The 20,855-nt window shown below is 58.3% G+C and carries 22 protein-coding genes; 12 read left to right on the forward strand and 10 right to left on the reverse strand.

From position 1 onward, the window contains the following. Positions 1–207 precede the first annotated feature (207 nt). The 3 genes from ABIE13_RS25950 (at position 208) to ABIE13_RS25960 (ending at position 4,070) form a co-directional block, all read left to right on the forward strand. Positions 208–885, forward strand: a complete 678-nt coding sequence (locus ABIE13_RS25950) for a chromate transporter (RefSeq protein WP_354448936.1) — start codon at positions 208–210, stop codon at positions 883–885. Next, the gene (locus tag ABIE13_RS25955) at positions 882–1,478 is read left to right on the forward strand and encodes a chromate transporter (protein WP_354448938.1); all 597 of its coding nucleotides are present in this window, start codon (positions 882–884) and stop codon (positions 1,476–1,478) included. Before ABIE13_RS25950 ends, ABIE13_RS25955 begins: the two co-directional genes overlap by 4 nt. 237 nt (positions 1,479–1,715) lie before the next feature. Further along, positions 1,716–4,070 (forward strand): Ig-like domain-containing protein, encoded by a 2,355-nt coding sequence (locus ABIE13_RS25960; protein WP_354448940.1) that lies wholly within the window; start codon positions 1,716–1,718, stop codon positions 4,068–4,070. Positions 4,071–4,092: 22 nt separating this feature from the next. Here ABIE13_RS25960 and ABIE13_RS25965 read toward each other — a convergent pair whose 3' ends face one another. Continuing rightward, on the reverse strand, positions 4,093–4,743 hold the full coding sequence (locus ABIE13_RS25965; protein ID WP_354448942.1) for a TetR-like C-terminal domain-containing protein: 651 nt from the start codon (positions 4,741–4,743) through the stop codon (positions 4,093–4,095). Positions 4,744–4,840: 97 nt separating this feature from the next. Here ABIE13_RS25965 and ABIE13_RS25970 point away from each other — a divergent pair, with 97 nt between their 5' ends. The 5 genes from ABIE13_RS25970 to ABIE13_RS25990 all read left to right on the forward strand — a co-directional run bounded on the left by ABIE13_RS25970 (position 4,841) and on the right by ABIE13_RS25990 (position 7,724). Next, positions 4,841–5,344, forward strand: a complete 504-nt coding sequence (locus ABIE13_RS25970) for a VOC family protein (RefSeq protein ID WP_354448944.1) — start codon at positions 4,841–4,843, stop codon at positions 5,342–5,344. A 101-nt stretch (positions 5,345–5,445) separates the two neighbouring features. Further along, positions 5,446–5,871, forward strand: a complete 426-nt coding sequence (locus tag ABIE13_RS25975; RefSeq protein WP_354448946.1) for a VOC family protein — start codon at positions 5,446–5,448, stop codon at positions 5,869–5,871. 293 nt (positions 5,872–6,164) lie between these two features. Further along, complete coding sequence (locus ABIE13_RS25980; RefSeq protein ID WP_354448947.1) at positions 6,165–6,575, forward strand: SRPBCC domain-containing protein; 411 nt, start codon at positions 6,165–6,167, stop codon at positions 6,573–6,575. Between the two features lie 78 nt (positions 6,576–6,653). Continuing rightward, a complete protein-coding gene (locus ABIE13_RS25985) occupies positions 6,654–7,046 on the forward strand; it encodes a VOC family protein (protein WP_354448948.1) in 393 nt (130 codons plus the stop codon). 12 nt (positions 7,047–7,058) lie between these two features. After that, on the forward strand, positions 7,059–7,724 hold the full coding sequence (locus ABIE13_RS25990; protein ID WP_354448949.1) for a glutathione S-transferase family protein: 666 nt from the start codon (positions 7,059–7,061) through the stop codon (positions 7,722–7,724). A 294-nt stretch (positions 7,725–8,018) separates the two neighbouring features. Here the strand turns inward: ABIE13_RS25990 and ABIE13_RS25995 are convergent, their stop codons facing one another. From ABIE13_RS25995 to ABIE13_RS26015, 5 genes are all read right to left on the reverse strand, one after another. Next, the gene (locus ABIE13_RS25995) at positions 8,019–8,378 is read right to left on the reverse strand and encodes a glyoxalase superfamily protein (RefSeq protein ID WP_354448950.1); all 360 of its coding nucleotides are present in this window, start codon (positions 8,376–8,378) and stop codon (positions 8,019–8,021) included. Positions 8,379–8,380: 2 nt separating this feature from the next. Continuing rightward, a complete protein-coding gene (rlmB, locus tag ABIE13_RS26000) occupies positions 8,381–9,118 on the reverse strand; it encodes a 23S rRNA (guanosine(2251)-2'-O)-methyltransferase RlmB (RefSeq protein WP_354448952.1) in 738 nt (245 codons plus the stop codon). 67 nt (positions 9,119–9,185) lie between these two features. Continuing rightward, positions 9,186–11,528, reverse strand: coding sequence for a cytochrome P450/oxidoreductase (locus tag ABIE13_RS26005; RefSeq protein WP_354448954.1), 2,343 nt, complete (start codon positions 11,526–11,528; stop codon positions 9,186–9,188). Positions 11,529–11,654: 126 nt separating this feature from the next. Beyond that, positions 11,655–13,259: a sulfatase family protein gene (locus ABIE13_RS26010; protein ID WP_354448956.1), complete on the reverse strand. Its 1,605-nt coding sequence runs from the start codon at positions 13,257–13,259 to the stop codon at positions 11,655–11,657. After that, positions 13,256–14,341, reverse strand: a complete 1,086-nt coding sequence (locus tag ABIE13_RS26015; RefSeq protein WP_354448958.1) for a Bug family tripartite tricarboxylate transporter substrate binding protein — start codon at positions 14,339–14,341, stop codon at positions 13,256–13,258. The genes ABIE13_RS26010 and ABIE13_RS26015 overlap by 4 nt, the downstream gene beginning before the upstream one ends. Positions 14,342–14,360: 19 nt before the next feature. Between ABIE13_RS26015 and ABIE13_RS26020 the strand changes: the two genes are divergently transcribed. After that, a complete protein-coding gene (locus ABIE13_RS26020; protein WP_354448959.1) occupies positions 14,361–15,311 on the forward strand; it encodes a LysR family transcriptional regulator in 951 nt (316 codons plus the stop codon). Here ABIE13_RS26020 and ABIE13_RS26025 read toward each other — a convergent pair. Beyond that, a complete protein-coding gene (locus ABIE13_RS26025; protein WP_354448961.1) occupies positions 15,258–15,971 on the reverse strand; it encodes an ABC transporter ATP-binding protein in 714 nt (237 codons plus the stop codon). The genes ABIE13_RS26020 and ABIE13_RS26025 overlap by 54 nt on opposite strands. 15 nt (positions 15,972–15,986) lie before the next feature. Between ABIE13_RS26025 and ABIE13_RS26030 the strand changes: the two genes are divergently transcribed. After that, positions 15,987–16,619, forward strand: a complete 633-nt coding sequence (locus ABIE13_RS26030) for an arylesterase (protein WP_436278488.1) — start codon at positions 15,987–15,989, stop codon at positions 16,617–16,619. Next, a complete protein-coding gene (mnmH, locus tag ABIE13_RS26035) occupies positions 16,616–17,740 on the forward strand; it encodes a tRNA 2-selenouridine(34) synthase MnmH (RefSeq protein WP_354448963.1) in 1,125 nt (374 codons plus the stop codon). Before ABIE13_RS26030 ends, mnmH begins: the two co-directional genes overlap by 4 nt. 109 nt (positions 17,741–17,849) lie before the next feature. Here the strand turns inward: mnmH and ABIE13_RS26040 are convergent, their stop codons facing one another. From ABIE13_RS26040 to ABIE13_RS26050, 3 genes are all read right to left on the reverse strand, one after another. After that, positions 17,850–18,320, reverse strand: a complete 471-nt coding sequence (locus tag ABIE13_RS26040) for a hypothetical protein (RefSeq protein WP_354448964.1) — start codon at positions 18,318–18,320, stop codon at positions 17,850–17,852. A gap of 146 nt (positions 18,321–18,466) precedes the next feature. Then, positions 18,467–18,652 carry a hypothetical protein gene (locus ABIE13_RS26045; protein WP_354448966.1) on the reverse strand — a complete coding sequence of 62 codons (186 nt, stop codon included), beginning with the start codon at positions 18,650–18,652 and terminating at the stop codon, positions 18,467–18,469. Positions 18,653–18,676: 24 nt separating this feature from the next. After that, entirely contained in the window at positions 18,677–19,555 is an 879-nt protein-coding gene (locus ABIE13_RS26050; protein ID WP_436278489.1) for a DUF2189 domain-containing protein, read from the reverse strand. A 190-nt stretch (positions 19,556–19,745) separates the two neighbouring features. Here ABIE13_RS26050 and ABIE13_RS26055 point away from each other — a divergent pair, with 190 nt between their 5' ends. After that, positions 19,746–20,846 (forward strand): hypothetical protein, encoded by a 1,101-nt coding sequence (locus ABIE13_RS26055; protein WP_354448968.1) that lies wholly within the window; start codon positions 19,746–19,748, stop codon positions 20,844–20,846. Positions 20,847–20,855: the final 9 nt, after the last annotated feature.

Raw genomic sequence — 20,855 nt, forward strand, 5'->3', positions numbered from 1 at the left:
ACTGTACACAAGCGAGCCACAACAACGCATGGCGCCCCCTGGCTTGGCAACCCTTCGGGCTGGCTCGCCCTGCGGCGTCTACTTTGTCGGCAGCCCAGGCCGTAGTTCACTACGGCCTGCGCCTGCCTTCGCGTATCCATCCTCAGGGCGAATCAGCGCGTGGGGGGTTTAATTGATGACACGCCCTAGCCCGACAGATAATAGTGCATGCCGCCGATCGCCACAAAAACAACCGAGACAGCAGAGACTCTCAATGCACCAAGCTCTCGCACTGACCTTTTTTGGTCGTTTACGTGGCTCGCATTGCAAGGCTTCGGTGGGGTTCTGGCAGTGGTGCAGCGCGAGCTGGTTGAAAAAAAGCGCTGGCTCACGCGTGAGCAGTTCCTCGAAGACTGGGCCGTCGCCCAGGTCATGCCCGGCCCCAACGTGATCAATCTGGGCATGATGGTGGGCGACCGCCACTTCGGCCTGTCGGGAGCACTCGTGGCGCTTGTCGGCTTGCTTCTCTTTCCGACTTTCGTGGTCCTGGCATTGGCGGTTCTGTTTGCCACAGTGGCAGACAATGAAATGGCGCAGCGCGCGCTGCGGGGAATGGGTGCCGTCGCTGCCGGGCTGATCATCGCCACAGGCATCAAACTGGCCAGTGCGCTTGGCAAAAGTCCCATGGGTGTTCCTGTGTGCGTGGCGGTAGTGATCGTCACCTTCATCGCTTCTGGCTTGATGCGCTGGCCCCTGGCATGGGTCTTGTTGACTATTGGGGGCGCCAGCTGCGCCTGGGCCTGGTACCGCTTGGGCAACCCGCCCGACTCCCCACCTGCCCCGTCGATCGCCGCTACAACGGCCGCCCTCACCGACGCTGACTCTGGCCACACCCCAAAACTATGACCATTAGCTTCACTGGCGCCGATTGGTGGTCCCTTTTCGTGCACTTTCTGTCGCTCTCACTTATGGCAGTGGGAGGAGCCATCACCACGGCGCCCGATATGCACCGCTATCTGGTGGATACACGCCATTGGCTGACTGAAGACCAGTTCACCTCGTCCATTGCTATTGCTCAAGCGGCTCCTGGACCCAACGTGCTTTTTGTGGGCTTGATGGGTTGGAATGTAGGCATGAACGTCGGCGGGGGAGCGGGCAACGGCTGGCCCTCTTACGGCCTGGCGCTGCTGGGCATGATGGTTGCCATGTCGGGCATCTTGCTGCCTTCTGGTGTGCTGACGTACGCCGCCACACGCTGGGCACACAAGAACCGCGAGTTGCGTGCAGTGCGAGCGTTTAAAACAGGCATGGCGCCTATCGTGATCGCGTTGCTGATCACCACCGGTTGGGTCTTGAGTTCCGCCAACAACCAACCTGCGCGGGACTGGCCTCTTTGGGTGCTGACCTTGGCGGTCACGGTCATCGTCTGGCGCACACGGCTTCACCTGTTGTGGCTGATTGGCGCCGGCGCTCTCCTGGGTGTTCTGGGCCTTATTTGAGCTTTAGTGGTATCAGTTCATTTGCCTTCTGCAAAAGATCTCAGTGAAAAGAAACAGGACGGTCAAGCCATTGGCCGAATCTGAGAGCAACTTCAAGCGTGCCCCATGCACAGCAGCTCAACACTTGGCGAATTCTTGAATCGAATTCAATGAGAACCATAGAAAACAAAAAAAAATAACACGGAGTTGAAAATAATGTAAAAATAAGCAAAACGCATTGCTGGAGGAAGTTTGCAGATGAGGTCCCCAATACCACTGATATTTGCGGCGACAGTATTGTTCGCATCGCAAGTGTTTGCTCAGACTACGACGCATAGTGCCTATCTGGACATTGATTCAAACGCTTCTACAGGCTGTACTGTCTCGACCGCATCAGGCACGGTCTCAGGGGTAGAAGTCAGTATCACTGCGACCGTAGACGGAGATCCCCCGCAAGTAGTGTCAGTAGCTCGAGCCGAGTGCACCGAAGGTGTGTTCGGAGCACCTGAAGTCATGCCCGCCAGCTATCCCGTGGGGCTTAGTCAGGGTGACGGCGGCTCAGATACCGTTGAGTTCTCGTCCTCACTTGATGGACTCAAGGTTGGGCGCGATGTGCCCGCATTTTTCGTTTCTGGCAACAGCACGGGCGGTTCCGACCTTGCGCAAGGGTTCATACGACTGCCCAGCGCCGTGGATGTTGCAACTGGCGCAGTGTTTGCGGTACCAGCGACGGGCTGGCTAGCGGTCATTCTGCTGACAGGCGCCATGTTATGGCTGGTACGGAAATATCCCGGAGCTTCGTCCACATTGGTTTTAGTTTTAATGGTCTCCGTTGCAGGTGGTTCGTGGGCCGCGTTCCTTGCAGATGGGCACGTAACCGATTGGAACGGTCACTCACCTGTGACAACGGACCCCATTGGTGACTCAAGTGACGGACGAGCGAACATAGACATTGTTTCTGTTTATGCCGCTACAGATGCGTCACAGTTGCATTTGCGTTTTGACATTCAAGACCTGGAAGCAGTTAACCAAGCGCCAACGCTGGCTGCTGGTACTTTTTCTGTGGCAGAGAACAGTGCCAACGGAACAGAAGTTGGTACTGCACTCGCGAGTGATCCGGACGCAGGTCAAACGCTTACCTATTCGATCACAAGCGGTAATTCAGGTGGCGCATTTTCGATTGACCCGTTGACTGGAGTCATCAGACTTGTGAATGCAAGCGCGCTGAACTTTCAAACCACCACCAGCGTGTCACTCACCATTTCCGTTGCAGACAATGGCGTGCCGCCTCTTGATGCAAGTGCTCTCTTCGCCATAAACCTTATTAAGGTCAATCACGCGCCTTCGTTCACCAAGGGTGCTGACCCCACGGTTTTGGAAGATGCCGGACCCGTAAGCCTACCGGGCTGGGCGAGCAACCTCACTGACAACGACCAGAACACCCAGACGTTGTCATTCACTGTGAGCAACAACAACTCTGGTCTGTTTTCAACGCCACCTTCCGTCGATTCGACCGGTACTCTGACATTCCAGTCCGCGCCCAATGCATATGGATCGGCCATAGTAACTGTTGTGCTCCAGGATAGTGGCGGCGTCGCCAACGGTGGCATCGACACGAGTGCCCCTCAGACATTCACCATCACCGTTCAACCGGTGGACGACCTCCCCGTTGCAATTGCTGACCAAGCAACAACGACCGAAGATTTCCCAGTCACCATTAACGTATTGGCCAACGATACAGATATCGACGCAGGAACAGCGGCAAGCCTACTTTCATTCACGCAACCGGCCAACGGAACGGTACTCCAAGTTGCGCAGAATCTCATTTACGCGCCAGCGGCAAATTACTGCAACTCTCAACCAGGTGGAACGCCAGATACGTTCACCTACACCATCCAACCGGGCGGCAGCTCCGCTACCGTCAGCGTCCGTGTTCAGTGTGTGGACGACAGCCCCGTTGCCAACAACGACGCCGCGACAGTGGAGCAAGATTCGGGTGCGACCGCGATCAATGTGCTTGCCAATGACTCGGACGTGGAAGGCGACGCTATGACCATCTTGTCTGTCACCCAGCCTGCGAATGGAACCGTCGCCATTACTGGCGGAGGCACAGGGCTGACCTATCAGCCCAACGCAGGTTACAGCGGCCCAGATTCATTCACCTATCTGATCAATGGCGGTTCAAGCGCGACCGTATCGATCACGGTCAATCCCACACTCCCGCCGATCACTGATCTAGGGGAAATGAATCTCTATGGATCCTGCGGAATATTGGGGGTCCTGGGTCCGGGCTTCACGCTTACAGCAAGTCCAACTCATCCTATCCCGGTGGGAACGCAAATCACGATCACAGGTTCGGGCGTAGCAAATATCGGGGTGTTCAGCGTCAGCGGTGGAACCGCATCGGTATCTATATTGTCCGGAACATCGCGCCTGGTCACCTTGACCTCAAGCCTTCCTGCAGGAGCAACTATTGCGTTCCGCACCACCTTGTCTATCAGCGTCGCCTTCCAGTTGGCCGGGCAGCTTACCCTGCCGGCCGGGTATGAGAGTGCAGGAGGCAAGCTTAGCGGTAGCGTTTCATCCACCTTGATTCTGTGTAGCGCTACTTGAGCGAGTAACCTTAAAGTCTCGCCTAAAGCCCCTGCTCCACCATCTGCAGCAACCGCTTACCGAGGACTTTGCGCGCCTCAGGGGATGCGGCACGCAACGGACCATCAATGGTCAGCAGTGCCATGCCATGCACCGCTGACCAGGCCAGATATTCCGCTCCCGGCCTGCGCTCCACGGGCAACACCCCCGCTTGCACCATGGCGTCCAGTGCGGCATTGAGCAAGCCGAAGGGCCCCAGGCCCCTGCTGCCAGTGCGTGCAGGATCGCTCTCCACGGCCCCCGGTCGCTGCCTGGGCGCAAAAGCCGTACGAAACAAGCCTGTCTCTTCCTGCGCGAAGTCCATGTAGCCAGCCCCGACGGCAGATAGCTGCGCGCGTGCGCGCTCGGCGGGGTCGGTGATGGCATCGGCTTTCGACCACTCTATCTCAATGGCTTGCGCTAACGCGCCGAGGGCCGCGGCACGAACTGCGTCAAACAGTTCGCTATGACCCGCGAAATGGCGATAAGCCGCATTCGGGACTACCTTGGCACGCCGCGTAGCTTCACGCAAGACGATCGCCTCTGGCCCTCCTTCGCGTGCCAGGGCGAGACCGGCATCCAGCAAGGCACGGCGCAAATCCCCATGTCTGTAGGTACTGCGTGGGAGCGCCGCTTGAGAATCCTCGTTAGTCATGTGGTTTATATGTGGACAGCGTCCATTTTATGCAGCAAGATATGTGTACATCGTCCACATTACCTTAATGACCTTCTAAAGGTCAAGGAGAACATTCATGAGTTCTGTTGCTACGCGCATTCAGCCATGCCTCTGGTTCGACCAGAAGGCCGAAGAGGCCGCCCGTTTTTACGTTGATGTTTTCAGGAAGTCCAAGCTGGGCGCCATCGCCTACTACCCGGAGGCCGGAAAAGAAGAGCACGGCCAGAAGCCGGGCAGTGTGATGAGTGTGTCCTTTGAACTGGACGGCCTGTCTTTTCTCGCGCTCAACGGTGGGCCGATCTTCAAATTCACTGAGGCGGTTTCGCTGATCGTGCTGTGTGACACGCAAGAAGAAATTGATCATTACTGGAACGCCCTGTCAGAAGGCGGTGACCCTGCGGCTCAAGTGTGCGGATGGCTGAAGGACAAATATGGCCTTTCCTGGCAGATCACGCCCTCAGGCTATGAGGAGATGATCACATCCACAGACCGCGCGGCAGTGGAGCGCTACATGGCCGCCATGATGAAGATGAAAAAGCTTGAGATTGAACCTTTGCAAGCCGCATTTGAAGGGCGTTGAAGGGCGTTAAAGCACCGGCAGGATCTTGAAGTCACTCACCCAGACTTGGGTGGCCTCAGCCCTGGCTGGTTTGAGTCAATACATACCACAGGAGAACCATCATGCAATTTACACCTTACTTGAATTTCGACGGCAACTGTGCCGATGCCTTTGCCTTCTATAAAGACCTGTTCAAAGGCACCGTCGTGCACCAAAGCACCTTTGGTGAGATTCCGGATGGCCCGCCCATCGCACCGGAACATCGCGATCGCATCATGCACATATCCTTGAACGTGGGTCAGCAGACGCTCATGGGCTCTGACAGCATGCCGGACGCGGATGTCTGCTCCGGCGGCTATGCGAAGCCGCAGGGCTTGTGGGTATCCATTGGCATGGAAAGTGTCGAAGAAGGTCGCCGCGTTTTTGATGCCCTGGCGCAGGGCGGGCAATCGTCCATGCCCTTTCAGGAGACCTTTTGGTCACCGGGCTTTGGCATGGTGATTGACCGGTTTGGTACCCCCTGGATGGTGAATGTTACCCCCCCCTGAGGCGCTGCGCGCCTTCCCCCCAAGGGGGACGCAGCCAGCGGCCTGGCGGAGCCAGCTCCGCGGCCACTCCGCATGGCTTGCTCCGCAGCCCCCTGAAAGGCACATCCTAAGTTGGCGAAACCTTGTGTCGCGGAGTGATAGCGCTGCTGGCTTGCCTTTCCCCGCCTCCGGAAGGAAGCTGGACGCGGCAGGCCCGACAGGTTAAGGGTAAGCGGCTGGGACGATATTCAGGGATTCTTCTGGAGCGAATCTGGAGCCCTTTAAGTACATGGATTTATTCAAGGAGAGTGACTATGAAAATTACTGTTGAGACGAACGTTAAAGCGCCTATTGAGAAGGTCTGGGCGGATTGGAATGATCCGCGGGCTGTGGAGCAGTGGAATACGCCTTCGCCTGATTGGTATACGCCGCGGGCCAGTGTTGACTTGCGCGAGGGCGGGAAATTCGCTTCGCGCATGGAAGCGCGTGATGGCAGTATGGGTTTTGATTTTGAGGGGACTTACACCCGCGTCGAACCCCAGCGCTTCATTGAGTACTCCATGGCAGATGGGCGGGAAGTGCAGGTCGAATTCATTGCCGGTACTGATGCGGTGACTGTGCGTGAGACCTTCGACGCTGAGAACGTGTACCCCCCAGAGCACCAACGGCAAGGGTGGCAAGCCATCTTGGAAAGCTTTGCCCGCTTCGTGGAAAAGCGCGCTTGAATCCGCTGCCACGCCTGCGCCTGCCACCTTGGCTATTTCTCAGATCATCAACACTTTCTCGACATTTAGGAGCCTTCCATGAAACCCAATCCCATCGTCTGGTTTGAGATCTACGTGCAGGATATGACCCGTGCACGCAAGTTCTACGAAACCGTCTTTCAGTGCACTCTGGAATCATTGCCGGCCCCAGAGAACGCGGGCGCTTCGGATGGCGCCACCATGATGGCCTTTCCGATGAGCATGGAAGCCACTGGCGCCGGGGGCATGCTGGTTCAGATGAAGGGCGTTGCCTCCGGCGGGGGTGGCACCTTGGTTTATTTTGGATGCGAAGATTGCGCCGCTGAGCAAAGCCGTGTAGAGGCTGCAGGTGGGCAGATTCACCGGGCCAAATTCTCCATCGGCCAATATGGCCAATGCGCACTGGTGTCAGACACAGAAGGCAACATGATCGGCTTGCATTCGATGCAGTGAACGGCAGGCATCATGTCCCTGACTCTCTACTATCACCCGCTGTCCTCCTATTGCCAGAAGGCTTTGGTCGGACTCTACGAACTGAACGTACCGTTCGAGAAGCGCCTGATCAATCTAGGCGATTCGGCAGAGGCTGAGGAGCTGCAAACGCTCTGGCCCATGCGAAAGTTTCCGGTTCTGCGCGATGGCCATCGGAATCAGACGGTGCCCGAGTCGAGCATCATCATCGAGCATGCCGATCTTCACTATCCGGGGGCGGCCAGCTTACTGCCACCTTCGCCAGTCGATGCGTTGGTGGTACGCCAATGGGACCGTGTGTTCGACCTGCATGTGCAGGATCACCTGCAGGCTATTGTGGCTGACCGCATTTTCAATCGACAGGGCGACATGCAATCGAAGTACGACGCCTTGGCGAGCGTCTACGGGGTGATCAATTCCCAACTGGCGAGTGGGTCCACATGGGTCTGTGGTGAGAATTTTTCGCTGGCTGACTGCGCCGCCGCGCCTGCATTGTTTTATGCGAGTACGCTGCAGGCCTTTGGCCCCGAGGAGCAGCACCTCCACAGGTATTTCGACCGACTGATGAGCCGCCCTTCTGTCGCCCGGGTGCTGAGCGAGGCCAAGCCGTACTTCCAGATGTTCCCGTTCCAGGACCGAATTCCTGAGCGCTTCCTTTAAGGGACCCTTGGCCAGCGCTTACTTGGGACCTTCGAGCTTCAACTTGACGTACGGCGTCTCTGCAGGCGCTGCACTGCCGAGCGGGAGCTCGGCGGTCCCAGGAGGGAGAGTCTTAGACCAGCAGACTTTCTCGACCACTCCTGCACCCCGACAGGTACCAAGGAATCAGGCGAAGCGGCTGTTCGCTGGGACCGCCGAGCTCCTGCTCGGCATTTCGGCGTATCCGCCAGCGCTGTCGTGCTGATCGAACACTCGGCGGTCTCAGGAGGAAACCATGCTGCTCGCAGCCTGGGCTCAAGCTTCCGGCTGCGTGAATGTCAGGCGATTGCCGAATGGGTCGCCTATCGACATATCCAGACCCCAAGGCTGTTTCTGTACTCCTGGACGCGCGTGCTTATAGTTCTTGGCCAAAAGCGCCTGTTGGTAGGCATGCAGGTCGTCGCACGGAATGCGGATCTGGCCACCGGGCGTTGCGTCACCGTGGTGCCCTGACAGGTGCACCAGGCAAACCCCCTTGGAGAGCTGCATATACAGAGGCAAGCCAGGCTCGAACCGGTGTTCCCAATCCACCTTGAATTCCAGAAAATCAACATAGAAGGCCAGAGCGGCCGCTTCATCGAACATTCTGAAGATGGGTATCGGAGAGCCGAACATGATCAAACCCCTCTTTGCCGACGTGCCTCGTAAAGGCAGACGCCGCTGGCGACAGAGACATTCAGGCTTTCCACCGCTCCCATCATGGGAATGCTGACCAACTGATCGCAGGTCTTGCGCGTCAGCTGGCGCATGCCGGGGCCTTCGGCGCCCAGCACCAGCGCCGTGGGGCCGGCCAGATCCACCTGATAAAGCGTCTTGTCTGCGTCTCCGGCGGTACCTGTGATCCAGATGCTGCGCTCTTTCAGCTCGCCCAGGGTACGCGCCAGATTGGTCACCATGAAATACGGCACCGTTTCAGCAGCACCACTGGCCACCTTGGCCACCGTTGCGTTGATACCGGCTGCATGGTCCTTGGGTGCGATCACGGCATGCGCGCCCGCCCCGTCAGCCACGCGCAGGCAGGCGCCGAGATTATGAGGATCTGTGACGCCATCGAGCACCAGCAAGAGCGGGGGGGCGGTCAAGGCATCCAGCAGGTCATCCAGGGAATGCGCCTGCTCCAACTGATGAACGCGGGCGGCAACTCCCTGGTGGCCGTGGCTGCCGGCCAGTTTGGCCAGGCGTACGCCGTCGGCCTCAATGATTCGGACGCCGGCTTCACCTGCTCGAGCCAGGAACTGCTTCATACGTGCATCCCGGCGCGTGGGGTCTGCATAGACCTCGATCACGGAGGTGGGTGCCGTCTTCAGGCGGACGCCAACGGCATGGAAGCCGAATAATACTTTTGGGGTGGACATGACGCGATTATCGGTTCATGCCCAGGTTGGGGCCAAAGAACGGTCCGAATGTCAGCAGCGCACGCTCCTAGAGCGCGACCACCAGCCTCCCACCTGCGGCCCTGGAGCAGCATGCCAGCATGCGGGCGTTGGTGGCGCGTTCCGCCCTGGTGAGCACCTTGTCCCGGTGATCTACCTCGCCTTCGAGCACAGCAACTTCGCAGGTGCCGCACAAGCCTTCGCCGCAATCGCAGGGCACATCGACACCGACGGACTGCAAGGCTTGCAGCAAGGTGCGATCTGCGGGGACTTCAACGTCCATGTCCGAGTCTTTGAGATGCACCACGAACGCGTGTTCGCGTGAAGGATCAAGGACCTGACTCTCGGCATGGAAATGCTCGAAGTGAAGCACGCCTGCCGGCCAGCCTTCGCTGAGGCGCTCCAGCTCGTCGATCAAACGATCAGGTCCACACGCGTAGACACGAGTGCGCGCATCCACTTCACCCAAAGCATCGGTCAGCGACAAACGTTGCCCTTGCGACTTCAGGTACAGGTGCAATGCGGATGCATGGTCTCGCTCAAGACGGCTCAGCATTGCCATCTGCTCACGGGAACGGCCTGCGTAGTGGATCGAATAGCTTTTGCCCAGGGACTTCAGCCGGTCTGCCATGGCCATGATGGGCGTGATGCCAATACCTCCGGCCACCAGGATGAACCGCTCGGCGGATTCGTCCAGCTTGAACATGTTCTTGGGGCCAGCCAGTTGGAGCAAGTCGCCCACCGCCAGCGTGTCACAGAAGTGGCGTGATCCACCTCGGCCATCGGCCTCTCTCTGAACCACGACCTGCAACGAAGAGCGATCCGTTGCCAGGCCGCAGACCGAGTACTTGCGCCGAAATCCCCCAGCGATCAAATCAAGGTGGGCTCCGGCTGTCCAGGCAGGTAGCGCAGCGCCTTGGGCGTCAGCAACCACGATGCGGCAAAGACCATCGCCCTCCGCATGCTTTTCTCGCACAACCACGGTTCGGGTAATCGCATCTTTGGGGGGCGGGCCCACATAGAAGCCCCCAGGCGCTTCACGCAACTTCGGGTTCAGCCGTTCAGGGTTGCGCGCCGGGTCCCATTCGGCGAACAGCGCAGAGGGACCTCGGAACGATGTGTTCGAAAGGTAGCTGAATGACTGCTCAGGCACCAACTTCAGGTGCGGCAGGCGGCGCGTGAATTCCTCTATGAACACGCGCATCTGCATGCGGGCAATATTCTTGCCCATGCACTGATGTGCGCCATACCCGAAGCTCATGTGCTCGACCGCGCTCTCGCGATACACGTCAACCTCTTCGGGGTTCTCGAAGTGGGAAGGATCGAAATTGGCCGATGCCTGCAGCAGCAAAATCCTGCTGCCTTTGGGTATGGCCACTCCACCGACCACTGCATCATCGGTGGCCAGGCGGCGCCAGGCGATGATGGAGCCGCCCACACGCAGGCACTCTTCCACGGCATTGGGTATGAGCGCCGGGTTTTCGCAGAGTGCTTCCCAGGCAGAGCGGTGGCTCAGCAGAGTATGGAACGCGTTGGCTGTCGCATTGGACGTGGTCTCGTGAGCGGCGGCCAGGATAGCCATCATCATGGAACGCATGTACGACTCGGGCACCACATCGGGGTGCTCCAGATGCTGGCGTATGGTCTCGTACATCCAGCCCTCCCCGTCGGGCTGGGCACGCATGTTGTCGAGAATCTCTTGCGCGGTTTCCCAAAAGCGCCCGACGTCGTGCGCGATTTGAATCTGTTCCTGCGCAGTAGGCCGCCCCCAGGTATTGAGCGTATGGGCCACGGCGAACTCGCGCAATTGCTCGGCGCCGTCATCTGGTACGCCCAGGAACTTGAGCGCGACATTGAGCGGAATCTCATAGAACATTTCAGCGACCAGGTCCGCGCGGCCATTGTCGATGAAGCGGTCCATGTACTGCCGTGCCAACGAGCGCACCATAGGTTCAAAGGTGGCCAGCCTCGCAGGTAGAAAGGCATCCATCAACAGGCGGCGGCGCGCCATGTGGTCGGGCTCGTCTTCGTTGACCATGGTCCGGTTCATGGCAAAACCGTACCCCTGCAGCACTTGCATGACCTCCGGCGTCGCTGGCGTGATCTTTTCCAGCGCCACGGAGGGTGAAAACAGCAGGTTGTCGCGAAAGACCGCCTTCACGTCTTCGTAGCGGGTAACCACCCAGTAGCCCAGTTGAGGGCTCCAGAACACCGGCTCTTGCTCGCGCGCCCAACGCACATAGTCAGACGGCGACTGCATGTAGGCATCTTCGAACGGATCGAATGCCGCCGCGCCTGCACTCACCGGGCACCCGTTGGGCGCGATCTGGCCGGTCATGGCACTGTGGTCGACGGGGCAACGCCCTCCCGCCTGGGGGCTGGATGGATTCATGGCGATAGCTTTGATGGGTTTTAAGTCAATACTACGCAATGCATGACCGGCGTTGCGCAGTAGCGGTTTTCATGTGGGATTGCGCTCCCTAGTATATTGAGCCCTGGCGCTCGCGGGTGAGCGGAGTCAGGCCAGACTGGTAGGCTTGGGGGACATGTCCATATGGCGCATCAGTGTGCGGGCCAGCTCTTCCATCAGTGATTGCCGCAAGCCTTGACTGCCTTCATCGTCCCATAGGTTGCGGCATTCTTGCGGGTCTTCCTGCAGGTCGTACAGCTCTCCCCAGTCGCCCTCATGATAGAGACTCAGGCGATAACGGTCAGTGACCAGGGTGCGCACCTGCACCGGCGTCTCGAACCCCACATACGCCCTCTGCTGGCTCTCTTCTATGAGTACGCCGCTCCTGCCGGAAACCAAGGCCCCACCCTGCTCATCAAACAAGGGACAACCTTGCGCACCGCTGGGCGAGCCAATGTTGGCCCGGCGCAAGATCGAGGGGCCCAAGTCCATGCTGCTGCCCAGATCATCCCGGGCGCCTGCGCTGCCTTCAGGGTCCGCCCAGATAAAAGGGACACGCACCAGACCCTGGTAGTGAAGTGGCCCCTTGAGCATGATCCCGTGATCACCCATGAGATCGCCGTGGTCGGACGTGAAAATGACCACGGTGTCGCGCTCCAGGTCCAGCTCACGCAAGCGCGCCATGACCATGCCGATGCGATCGTCGATGTTGCTGATCATGCCGTATGTGAGCGCGATGATCTCCTGAATTTCGCGCGCTTGTGCGGCGAACATGCGGGGCGTTTCCAGCTGAGCACGCCCATCGGCGCGCTCACGCTGCAACCACTGCACGTGGCGCTCAGCTCCATCAGCCCGAATGGCCGTAGGTGGCAATGCCATGGCGTCCGGGTCGTACATATCCCAATAGCGCCCGGGTGGTGTCCATGGATGGTGCGGATCCGGAAAAGAACACATCAGCGCAAACGGTTGACCTGGCCGCTCCGTGGTGTGCCGGGTCAGCCAATCCATGCTTTGCTCGGCTATGTAGTGGGTCGGGTATTGGAATTCATCCAGCTGCGTGTGCCACGCCTGTGGTGCGACGAATTCTGGATCGCGCCTGCCGTGCTCACGGCCAATGCGGCCAGCCACCTCAGGGTGGCATTTCTGCAGCCAACGCAGATAGTCACCAAAGCACTCGTCAGCATGGTGGTTGCACAGAACCACGTCCTGAAAGCCGTAGTACGGCAAAGTCAGCTGATGATCTGGACGCTCCCAACTGGAGCGCAATTCCTGCCGATAGGCAGGTGCATGCAGGTCGACGCGGCGCGCTTCGCCGTATTGCCTGCTTTGACGGGTCGTCGCCTGGGCTTGGGGCGGCAATGCTGGCGGCCTGTCTTCCATGTTCTGAAGATGACTCTTGCCTATGAGCGCTGTGTGGTAGCCGAACTCCGACAACACATCAGCGAAAGTCACACTCTCCAGCGGCAAGGGCACGCCATTGCCGCGCGCGCCGGTGACCGAAGGCATGCGCCCGGTCATCATGGCGCCGCGGTTGGGCATACAGACCGGATTGCTCACATAAAAACGATCGAAACGCGTTCCGCGCTGCGCCAGCGCATCAATGTGCGGGGTACGCACCACATCGTTTCCATAGCAGCCCAGATGGTCTGCACGGTGCTGGTCGGTCAGAAAGATGAGGAAATTCGGTTGACGCACGGGAGAATTCGAGCTCATTCGTTGCTCACTTTGCCGGCCTTGATCAATTCCGACCAACGCGCCTGGTCACCTTCAATTCGCCGCGCTGTGGAGGCAGCGTCGCGATCCAGGCGATCGACACCTTGAGTCGCGAAAGCCTGCTTGACCATGGGATCTTCCATCGCTGTGCGCAGAGCAGCGTCAAGGCGTCCCTGAATGCCCGCAGGTGTGGCAACAGGCGCGGCGAGCGCCCACCAAACGTCGGTTTCCTCACCCAGCCCCTTCATGCCCAGTTCAGTGAAAGTGGGTACCGCAGGCAATCGGCTCGAGCGCTTCGCGCCTGTGACGGCCACCAGGGCGAACTTGTCATTCTGAGCATGTTGCACAGCCACCGGCATGCCGACGAACATCAGGTCCAGCCGCCCGCCGATAAAGTCTGCCATCGCGGGCCCCGCACCCCGGTAAGGCACGTGCAGCAACTCGATGCCGGCAGCGTTCTCGAGCAAGGCACCCACCAGATGCGAAGGCGTACCATTGCCGGCCGAACCGAAGCTGATCTTGCCGGGCCGCGCCTTGGCCTGCCGAACGAGGGCCTGCAGGTCGTTCATGCCGGTTGATTTGTTCACCAGCAGGACATTCGATTGCCCAGCGACCGTGCGAATGGTCGCGAAATCACGCAGAGTCCTGTACCCCGCATTGGCAGACAACTGGGGCAGCAGCGTGAGCTGGCCATCTCCCGCGAACATCACCGTATAGCCATCTGCCTCGGATTTTGCGAGCGTCTGAGCAGCCAATGCACCAGCAGCGCCCGGTCGGTTGTCGACCAATACGCTTTGCCCAAGGGCCTTCGACAGTGCGGTCGCCACGATACGCGCCAGGATATCGGTCGGGCCTCCCGGAGCGAATCCCACCAGCATGCGAAGCGGCTTGTGAGGAAATTCCTGAGCCAGGGCCAGGCCCGGAACCGAGACGCAAAGACCTGCGCCCAACATGGCGAGAAAGTGGCGACGGTACTGTGGGTTCACGCGGGTCTCCTTGGGATGGGTGTTCTGTCTGCGTTGTTCTTCACGCTCCTGGCCATTTTTCAGGTTCCCGGCAGGCTCAGCAATAGACGCGCTCATTAACAGATAATCTCAAGTTATGGATTGGAGAAATCTGGAGCTCTTGCGATATGTGGTGGAATCTGGCGGATTCACGGCAGCGGCACGCCTTGCCGGGGTGAGCCAACCCGCCGTTTCTCAAGCCATGCGGCGCCTGGAAAATCAGCTCGGCCTGCCGCTCTTTGAGCGGCACGGCCGCCGGCAGATTCCAACAGCGAAGGCCCTGGAACTTTCACAAGCAATGGGAATGGCCGAAGATCACTTGCGGCCCGTATTCTCAGACCCCGCGCGCACTCGTTCGCCAAGCGACGACCGGGTTGTTCGCGTAGGCCTGGCCCCTGCGGCGGGCCTGCTTTATGGTCCCGGCATGGTCAACGTGCTGGCTCGGTCAGGCTCAACAGGTTCTGGCCCGCGCATGTCTATCGTGACCGGTTCAGCGCCGGAGATGCTGAATACTTTGAAGCTTGGCGAGCTTGATCTGGTCATTGCGCCTCGCCCGCGCGGCATCCATGACGACATGCTGTGCGATCACCTGATGTATGTCAGCCAGCCTCTCATCTATTGCCGCCAGGGGCACCCGCTGGCTGCGGCCACCTCCCTGCGCGAGATCAGCCGGGCGCAGTGGGTGGTGGCAGGTCAATCGGGTACGCCTGGCAACGTGGTGGAAGAAGCGTTCAGGGTCAGGCACTGGCCACAGCCGCAAATTGCGGTGCAATGCACAGATTACGCCATGCTGGTCCAAATCGTTGCGGGTAGCGATCTGCTTGGCGTTGTATCTCACCCGCGCCTGGTGGCGCAAAGTACGCAACAGGCCATCGTCGCCTTGTCGGTCGATGAAGGCCTGCCGCATTACGATGTCTGCCTTTTCTGGCCGCGCCGAATTCCCAGGCACAGCGCCTTGGTTCGGCGGCTTATCGAGAATCTGAAGGCAGGCTCTTCAATGGGGGGACAAGATCCTTCCGGCCTCCACGGTCAAGCGCCGGGAACATAGATCAGCAATGCCTCGATCGTGCGTGACCAGCACGAGCGTCGTTCCCTGCTCGCGGTTCAGGTCAAACATGAGATTCATGATGGTTTCGCCTGTTGCGAAATCCAGGCTTCCGGTGGGCTCGTCGGCCAACAGCACTGAAGGACGCACCACGAATGCACGAGCCAGCGCTACACGCTGCTGTTCACCGCCCGAAAGCACCTTGGGGTAGCGATTGAGGCGCTCGGCCAGGCCCACACGAGCCAGCATATCGGTCGCAGCACGGCGCGCATCCTTGCGACCCGCCAATTCCAGCGGCAGCATCACATTCTCAAGTGCAGTCAGGTTGCCCAAAAGCTGAAAACTCTGAAACACAAACCCGATCTTGCGTGCCCGCAGCGCGGCCCTTTGGTCTTCACTACCCGCAAACAGATCTTCGCCATCCAGACGCACGGTACCCCGCGTAGGTGTATCGAGTCCGGCGATGATGGAAAGCAGCGTACTCTTGCCTGATCCTGATGCGCCCACAATGGCCACTGTTTCACCCTGATGCAGATCAAAGTGGATATCGCGCAAAATGTCGAGTGTGCCAGTGGAGTCCGTGACAGATTTGAAGACATGCTCCACGGCGATGATGGCGGGGCGGGAGGCGTCTGGCGAAGTGCCGGGCGTTGTATTTGTCATTGGAGAGTTTCAGCTTTGTATCGACGACACTTTATACGTTTCTCTCTGGCAAGCCTTCCTATCGGGGCTTTGGCCGCCTCGCCTGCCCGGCCGCCTGTGCTGCTGGTAGTGGGAGACTCGCTCAGCGCAGAGTATGGTTTGGCACGCGGCACCGGCTGGGTCGCGCTGCTGGAGAAAAAGCTCCAGGAAGAGAAAAATCCCACCAAGATCGTCAACGCCAGCATATCCGGCGACACCACCTCCGGCGGTCGATCTCGCCTGGCAGCCCTTCTGAAGACCCATCAGCCTGACGTGGTGGTCATTGAACTGGGCAGCAACGACGCCTTGCGCGGCCTGCCTTTGTCCATGACCGAGGACAACCTCACCCACATGACGCAAGCAGCCCAGCAAGCCGGGGCCAAAGTGCTGCTGGTGGGTATGCAGATGCCTCCCAACTACGGTGCTGATTACGGCAACCGTTTTTCCACGCTGTTCGAGAAAGTGGCCAAGGCTCAGAAGACGGCGCTGGTGCCCTTCATGCTCAAAGGCGTCGCCGACCAGAAAGACGCGCTGAAGCTTTTTCAGGCGGACCGCATCCACCCTTCCGCTGCCGCCCACCCGACCATACTCGCCAATATCCTGCCCACGCTGAGGCCCCTGATCAAGTGAGCGTGACGCGTATTTCGGCGCAGGACGCCCTGGAGCAACTCGCCCAATTCAGCGTCATCGACGCACGAAGCGAAAGCGAGTTCGAACTCGACCGCCTTCCCGGCGCTGCCAACTGGCCCAGCCTGCACGACGACGAACGCGTGCGCGTAGGAACGCTCTACAAACAAGTCAGCCCATTTGAAGCCAAGAAGCTCGGTGCGGCGCTGGTGGCGAAAAACATAGGCCAGCATATCGAGCGTGAAGTCCTGGACAAGCCCAAAAACTGGAGACCTCTGATCTACTGCTGGCGCGGCGGGCAACGAAGCAGTTCACTGGCTTTGGTACTCGGGCAAATCGGGTTTCACGCGCATGTTATCGAGGGCGGCTACAAGGCCTTTCGCGCCGCCATGCTGGAAGACTTGTCCAATTTGGCTTCGCGCCTCGACTACCGTGTCGTCTGCGGACCCACAGGCTCTGGCAAAACCCGACTGCTTCACGCATTGGCCCACGCGGGTGCTCAGGTGCTTGACCTGGAAGGACTGGCACGGCACCGCGCTTCTGTGCTGGGCCTGATCCCAGGCCAACCCCAACCATCGCAAAAACGCTTTGACACGCTGATATGGGAGGCACTGCGCGGCTTTGATACGTCCAGGCCGGTCTATGTAGAGGCAGAAAGCAAACGAGTTGGCAACGTCACGCTGCAAGACAGCTTGGTCGACGCGGTGCGCAACAGCCCCTGCCTTCGCCTGGATCTGCCTGAAGAATCTCGGGTAGCTCTGCTGCTGGAAGATTACCCATTCTTTGTGTCTGACCCCGAGTTGTTTTGCAGTCGCCTGGATGCCTTGATCGAATTGCGTGGCAGGGCCGTCATAGAAGCCTGGAAGGCACTGGTTCGGGCCGGACAGTACGAGCCGGTGGTTCGGGAACTGCTCTCCAAGCACTATGACCCGGGGTACGCCAGTTCCACTCAGCGCCTTTTCAGTCAGTTTGGCACTGCCAGCGTGGTAGCCACTCTCAACTGGAACAAAGAGACACTGGCACTGAAATGCGTAGAGATTCTTGCGGCTGAAAAAGCTGAAAAAACGGACAACGTTGGACGCGTTGAACAGGGCGAACCAGGCGCAGAAGTCAAACCCGGATAAGACCTGTTGTGCCTGCCGATCACCACAAGGCATAAAAAAACCAGGCATACAGCCTGGTTCTTTGATCTCACGCGATGGGCAGGGCCAGCGCATTGATCCTATGGACGAGCTAAGCGCTGCAGTTCTTGCTGCTTTTTGAAGCCTGGAAGCCCTTGGCATTGGCTTCTTCCTTGGTCATGTACTCGCCGGTTTTGGTCTTGCCAAAAAACTTGTCGCCTTTGCAGTGATAGATCTTGCTGTCTGCATTGACCCAGACCTGACCAGCTCGGCTCCGGGGAGATTTGGTCGCGGTTTTTGAATCTTTGTTATCGACCCCGCCGTGTCCGCTGCAGGCGCCTTGCAGAGTATTGCCTTCGAATTTCGTTCCGTCCTTGCAGACGGCTTTCACGGAAGCTGCCTTACCCGCGGGGGCGGGGGCGGCGGCGGCAGGCGGAACCACCGAGGCAGTCATGGCCGGGCCGGGCGCAACCGGCGCAGTCGTGGTGGCTGGCGCAGGTACAGGAGCCTTAGCTGGGCCTTGGGCCAATGCAGCCCCTGCCAAAAGGGTAGCAGCAAAAAAAACTAATGAGAATTTCTTCATAAAATGAGCCCAGGGTTCAGCATGAACGCATATGCATGCAGCGAAAACGCGATCTCAGCGCCGTTGGTTGACAGTGCTGGCCGGCACGGACAAATGGCACGTCCAGCCTATGAGGGCCAAAGCCCCTCAACCCCGGTTTCATTTTCCTAATCGCTTCCTGAGCCTTCTCCGCCGGACTCACCTGGCGCGGCATTGTCGGCGTCACCATCTGTGTGGTCGTCATCTCCCTGCCCAGGCTTGCGCTCAGCCTTGGCCTTGAGTTTGTCCTCTTTCTTGCGCTTTTTCGCAAGTTCTCTTTGGCGCTTTTCGAAGCCGTAGTTTGGGGTTGCCAATGTTCTTATCCTTGAATTGAGTCTTCACTGTACCACCTTGGCAGCAGGCTCCAAAGTGCTCTCCTGCCAGCGCACCGAGCCGCGGTAAGCGTGCCAACTGGCATGACCCAGAAGCGGCCCTGCGATGATCAGTCCCAATCCCCACGGAATCAAGGCCAGAGTAACCAGAAGCACTATGAGCAAGCCCCACCACAGCATGGTGACGGGATTGGCAAAAACCACCCGGATGCTGGTAATGGCCGCCGAAATGGCATCTGTATCGCGGTCAAGAATCATTGGAATGGACACGACGGCCGTCGAATACACCAGCAGCGCAAAAATGCCGCCCACAGTCAGGTAGACCAGCACAAACTCCATATTGTCAGGGTTAAAAATTGCTTGTAGGACCCCCGTGGTAGAGGGCATCCCAGTATTGAAAAACACCGCAAAGACCACCAGCGATGCCCTGCCCCACAGCAACTCCAGCACGATGAGCACCAACACCAGCATGGCCATACTTCGGATGTGACGGTCCCAGCAGGTCAGCGAGGCCGAAAAATCTGTCGCAATGGCTTGCTCTCTGCGGCGACTGACTTCATACAGCCCCATCGCGAGAAAGGGCCCTATCAGCAGACAGCCCGAGGCAATAGACATCACATATTCAGGCTGTCTGCGAAATACCAGTGACAACACTGCAGCCATGGCCCAAAAGCAGATTCCGTAAAAAACCCCTATGCCGGGCGCAGCGATGAAATCCTTGAAGCCCCGGGCCAGCCAGCGCAGCGGGTCGCCCAGCCCAAGAGGGGTCATCACTGCGCTCGGCACCGCAGAGGGCGGTGGGACATACGGGACATAGCCGCCATCAAGGCCGGCAGGCAGTGCCTCAGCAGGCCGAGAGGTCGAAGCTGAAGATGGTTCGGTCATGTGCCACAAGAGGAAAACCTAAGCTTGGAGGGTATCTGCTGAGAATCGCTTTTGGTAGAGGGCATCAACCCTACTAAGCAGGTCAGTAGCGTCGGCACGGTTCTGATGGAACCATTGGCTTCGGTTTCCCACTAAAGTCCAAAGAAGCCATTAATTCAACACGGCCGTCTGCAATCAGTGGACAGAAAAAATGATCGATTCGAAGTTATCCAGTTCAGGCGCTTATTCCATTCGGCTGGCCAACGAAGTGCGGGTTGAAGACGACAACGCGGAGGGTGCGTTGAGAAGACAGGACTCACAGCAATCTGAGGACAACAGCGAAGAGGGAATTGAGTCGTTTCATTCATGCGAGGCGTTTGATGAATTTTTCTCGCTCCATTCTTCCGAGTATTTTTATTCTGTAGTGCCGTCTTCTTCATTCTCATCTGACGGTGAAGATGAAGATTTATTCAATGAGGCAACCAGCACTGAAGACCATCCAAGCCTGTTCGCTAAAAAATCATTGAAAGAGGCAGCGACGCATATTCAGGTCAGCCTTCAGGAAAGAATAAGTGCGAATGAGCCGACCGAAAAGCCTGCAGAATTTCTTCGATTTATCGCCAAGAACACCAACCCAAGCAAGCTTGCCTTCATCTGGGAAAACTTCGTTCAGGCGCTGCGAGATTGCATTGAGAAGAAATCTTTGACTCCGCTCTGGGAAAATGGGTTTGTGCTGAACTGTGTCAACTGCTCTTACGCAGTTGAAGAAACGCTTTCTCAAATTTACTCAACACCCAAAAGCCCCACCGACTTCCGAGGGCTCGTTCAAGTCAATAGCGGAAGGCCTGGTTCTTTTGATGCTATTACCGGCGCTATTTCCAGCCAGGTAAATTCAAATGAGGACAACAGACAGGATCGGGACTATTTAAGCCGGCTGAAGTCTCTTATCAAACCCGGTCAGCGCGCCCTCATATCTGTGCCTGTAACAGGGGTAGGCTCCAGATATTCACACGCGATGAACATGATTCATATCCATACTGATGGCAAAAGTCAGTTTTTCATCATTTGCGGGCAAAGCGGGACCGTGTTTGACTTGCAAAAAGGCGATGATGTCAAAACCTTCTATGCTCGCCACACCAACGATGCCAGTGCCGCAAGTCAAGCAGCTTTACTGGATCATGACATCAAATACGCCATCATTTCGGACGAACAGCCAGCAGTCGATGCCAAGATCAACCTACCCTTTGACGCCAGTCTGACTGAGATGGAGCGGCACACGCCTGACCCTGCTGACATCTCCAAGTACGCTTAAGCCTAGGAA

Source organism: Ottowia thiooxydans (genome assembly GCF_040548795.1).
GTDB classification, from domain to species: Bacteria; Pseudomonadota; Gammaproteobacteria; order Burkholderiales; family Burkholderiaceae_C; genus Ottowia; species Ottowia thiooxydans_A.

Coding starts and splice junctions, on each gene's coding strand:
- ABIE13_RS25985 (WP_354448948.1), top strand. CDS start 6,654: ATGAAACCCAATCCCATCGTCTGGTTTGAGATCTACGTGCAGGATATG.
- ABIE13_RS25955 (WP_354448938.1), top strand. CDS start 882: ATGACCATTAGCTTCACTGGCGCCGATTGGTGGTCCCTTTTCGTGCAC.
- ABIE13_RS25975 (WP_354448946.1), top strand. CDS start 5,446: ATGCAATTTACACCTTACTTGAATTTCGACGGCAACTGTGCCGATGCC.
- ABIE13_RS25960 (WP_354448940.1), top strand. CDS start 1,716: ATGAGGTCCCCAATACCACTGATATTTGCGGCGACAGTATTGTTCGCA.
- ABIE13_RS26025 (WP_354448961.1), bottom strand. CDS start 15,971: ATGACAAATACAACGCCCGGCACTTCGCCAGACGCCTCCCGCCCCGCC.
- ABIE13_RS26020 (WP_354448959.1), top strand. CDS start 14,361: ATGGATTGGAGAAATCTGGAGCTCTTGCGATATGTGGTGGAATCTGGC.
- ABIE13_RS25980 (WP_354448947.1), top strand. CDS start 6,165: ATGAAAATTACTGTTGAGACGAACGTTAAAGCGCCTATTGAGAAGGTC.
- ABIE13_RS25990 (WP_354448949.1), top strand. CDS start 7,059: ATGTCCCTGACTCTCTACTATCACCCGCTGTCCTCCTATTGCCAGAAG.
- ABIE13_RS25970 (WP_354448944.1), top strand. CDS start 4,841: ATGAGTTCTGTTGCTACGCGCATTCAGCCATGCCTCTGGTTCGACCAG.
- ABIE13_RS26010 (WP_354448956.1), bottom strand. CDS start 13,259: ATGAGCTCGAATTCTCCCGTGCGTCAACCGAATTTCCTCATCTTTCTG.
- ABIE13_RS25950 (WP_354448936.1), top strand. CDS start 208: ATGCCGCCGATCGCCACAAAAACAACCGAGACAGCAGAGACTCTCAAT.
- rlmB (WP_354448952.1), bottom strand. CDS start 9,118: ATGTCCACCCCAAAAGTATTATTCGGCTTCCATGCCGTTGGCGTCCGC.
- ABIE13_RS26050 (WP_436278489.1), bottom strand. CDS start 19,555: ATGACCGAACCATCTTCAGCTTCGACCTCTCGGCCTGCTGAGGCACTG.
- ABIE13_RS26055 (WP_354448968.1), top strand. CDS start 19,746: ATGATCGATTCGAAGTTATCCAGTTCAGGCGCTTATTCCATTCGGCTG.
- ABIE13_RS26005 (WP_354448954.1), bottom strand. CDS start 11,528: ATGAATCCATCCAGCCCCCAGGCGGGAGGGCGTTGCCCCGTCGACCAC.
- ABIE13_RS25965 (WP_354448942.1), bottom strand. CDS start 4,743: ATGACTAACGAGGATTCTCAAGCGGCGCTCCCACGCAGTACCTACAGA.
- ABIE13_RS26015 (WP_354448958.1), bottom strand. CDS start 14,341: ATGAGCGCGTCTATTGCTGAGCCTGCCGGGAACCTGAAAAATGGCCAG.
- ABIE13_RS26040 (WP_354448964.1), bottom strand. CDS start 18,320: ATGAAGAAATTCTCATTAGTTTTTTTTGCTGCTACCCTTTTGGCAGGG.
- ABIE13_RS25995 (WP_354448950.1), bottom strand. CDS start 8,378: ATGTTCGGCTCTCCGATACCCATCTTCAGAATGTTCGATGAAGCGGCC.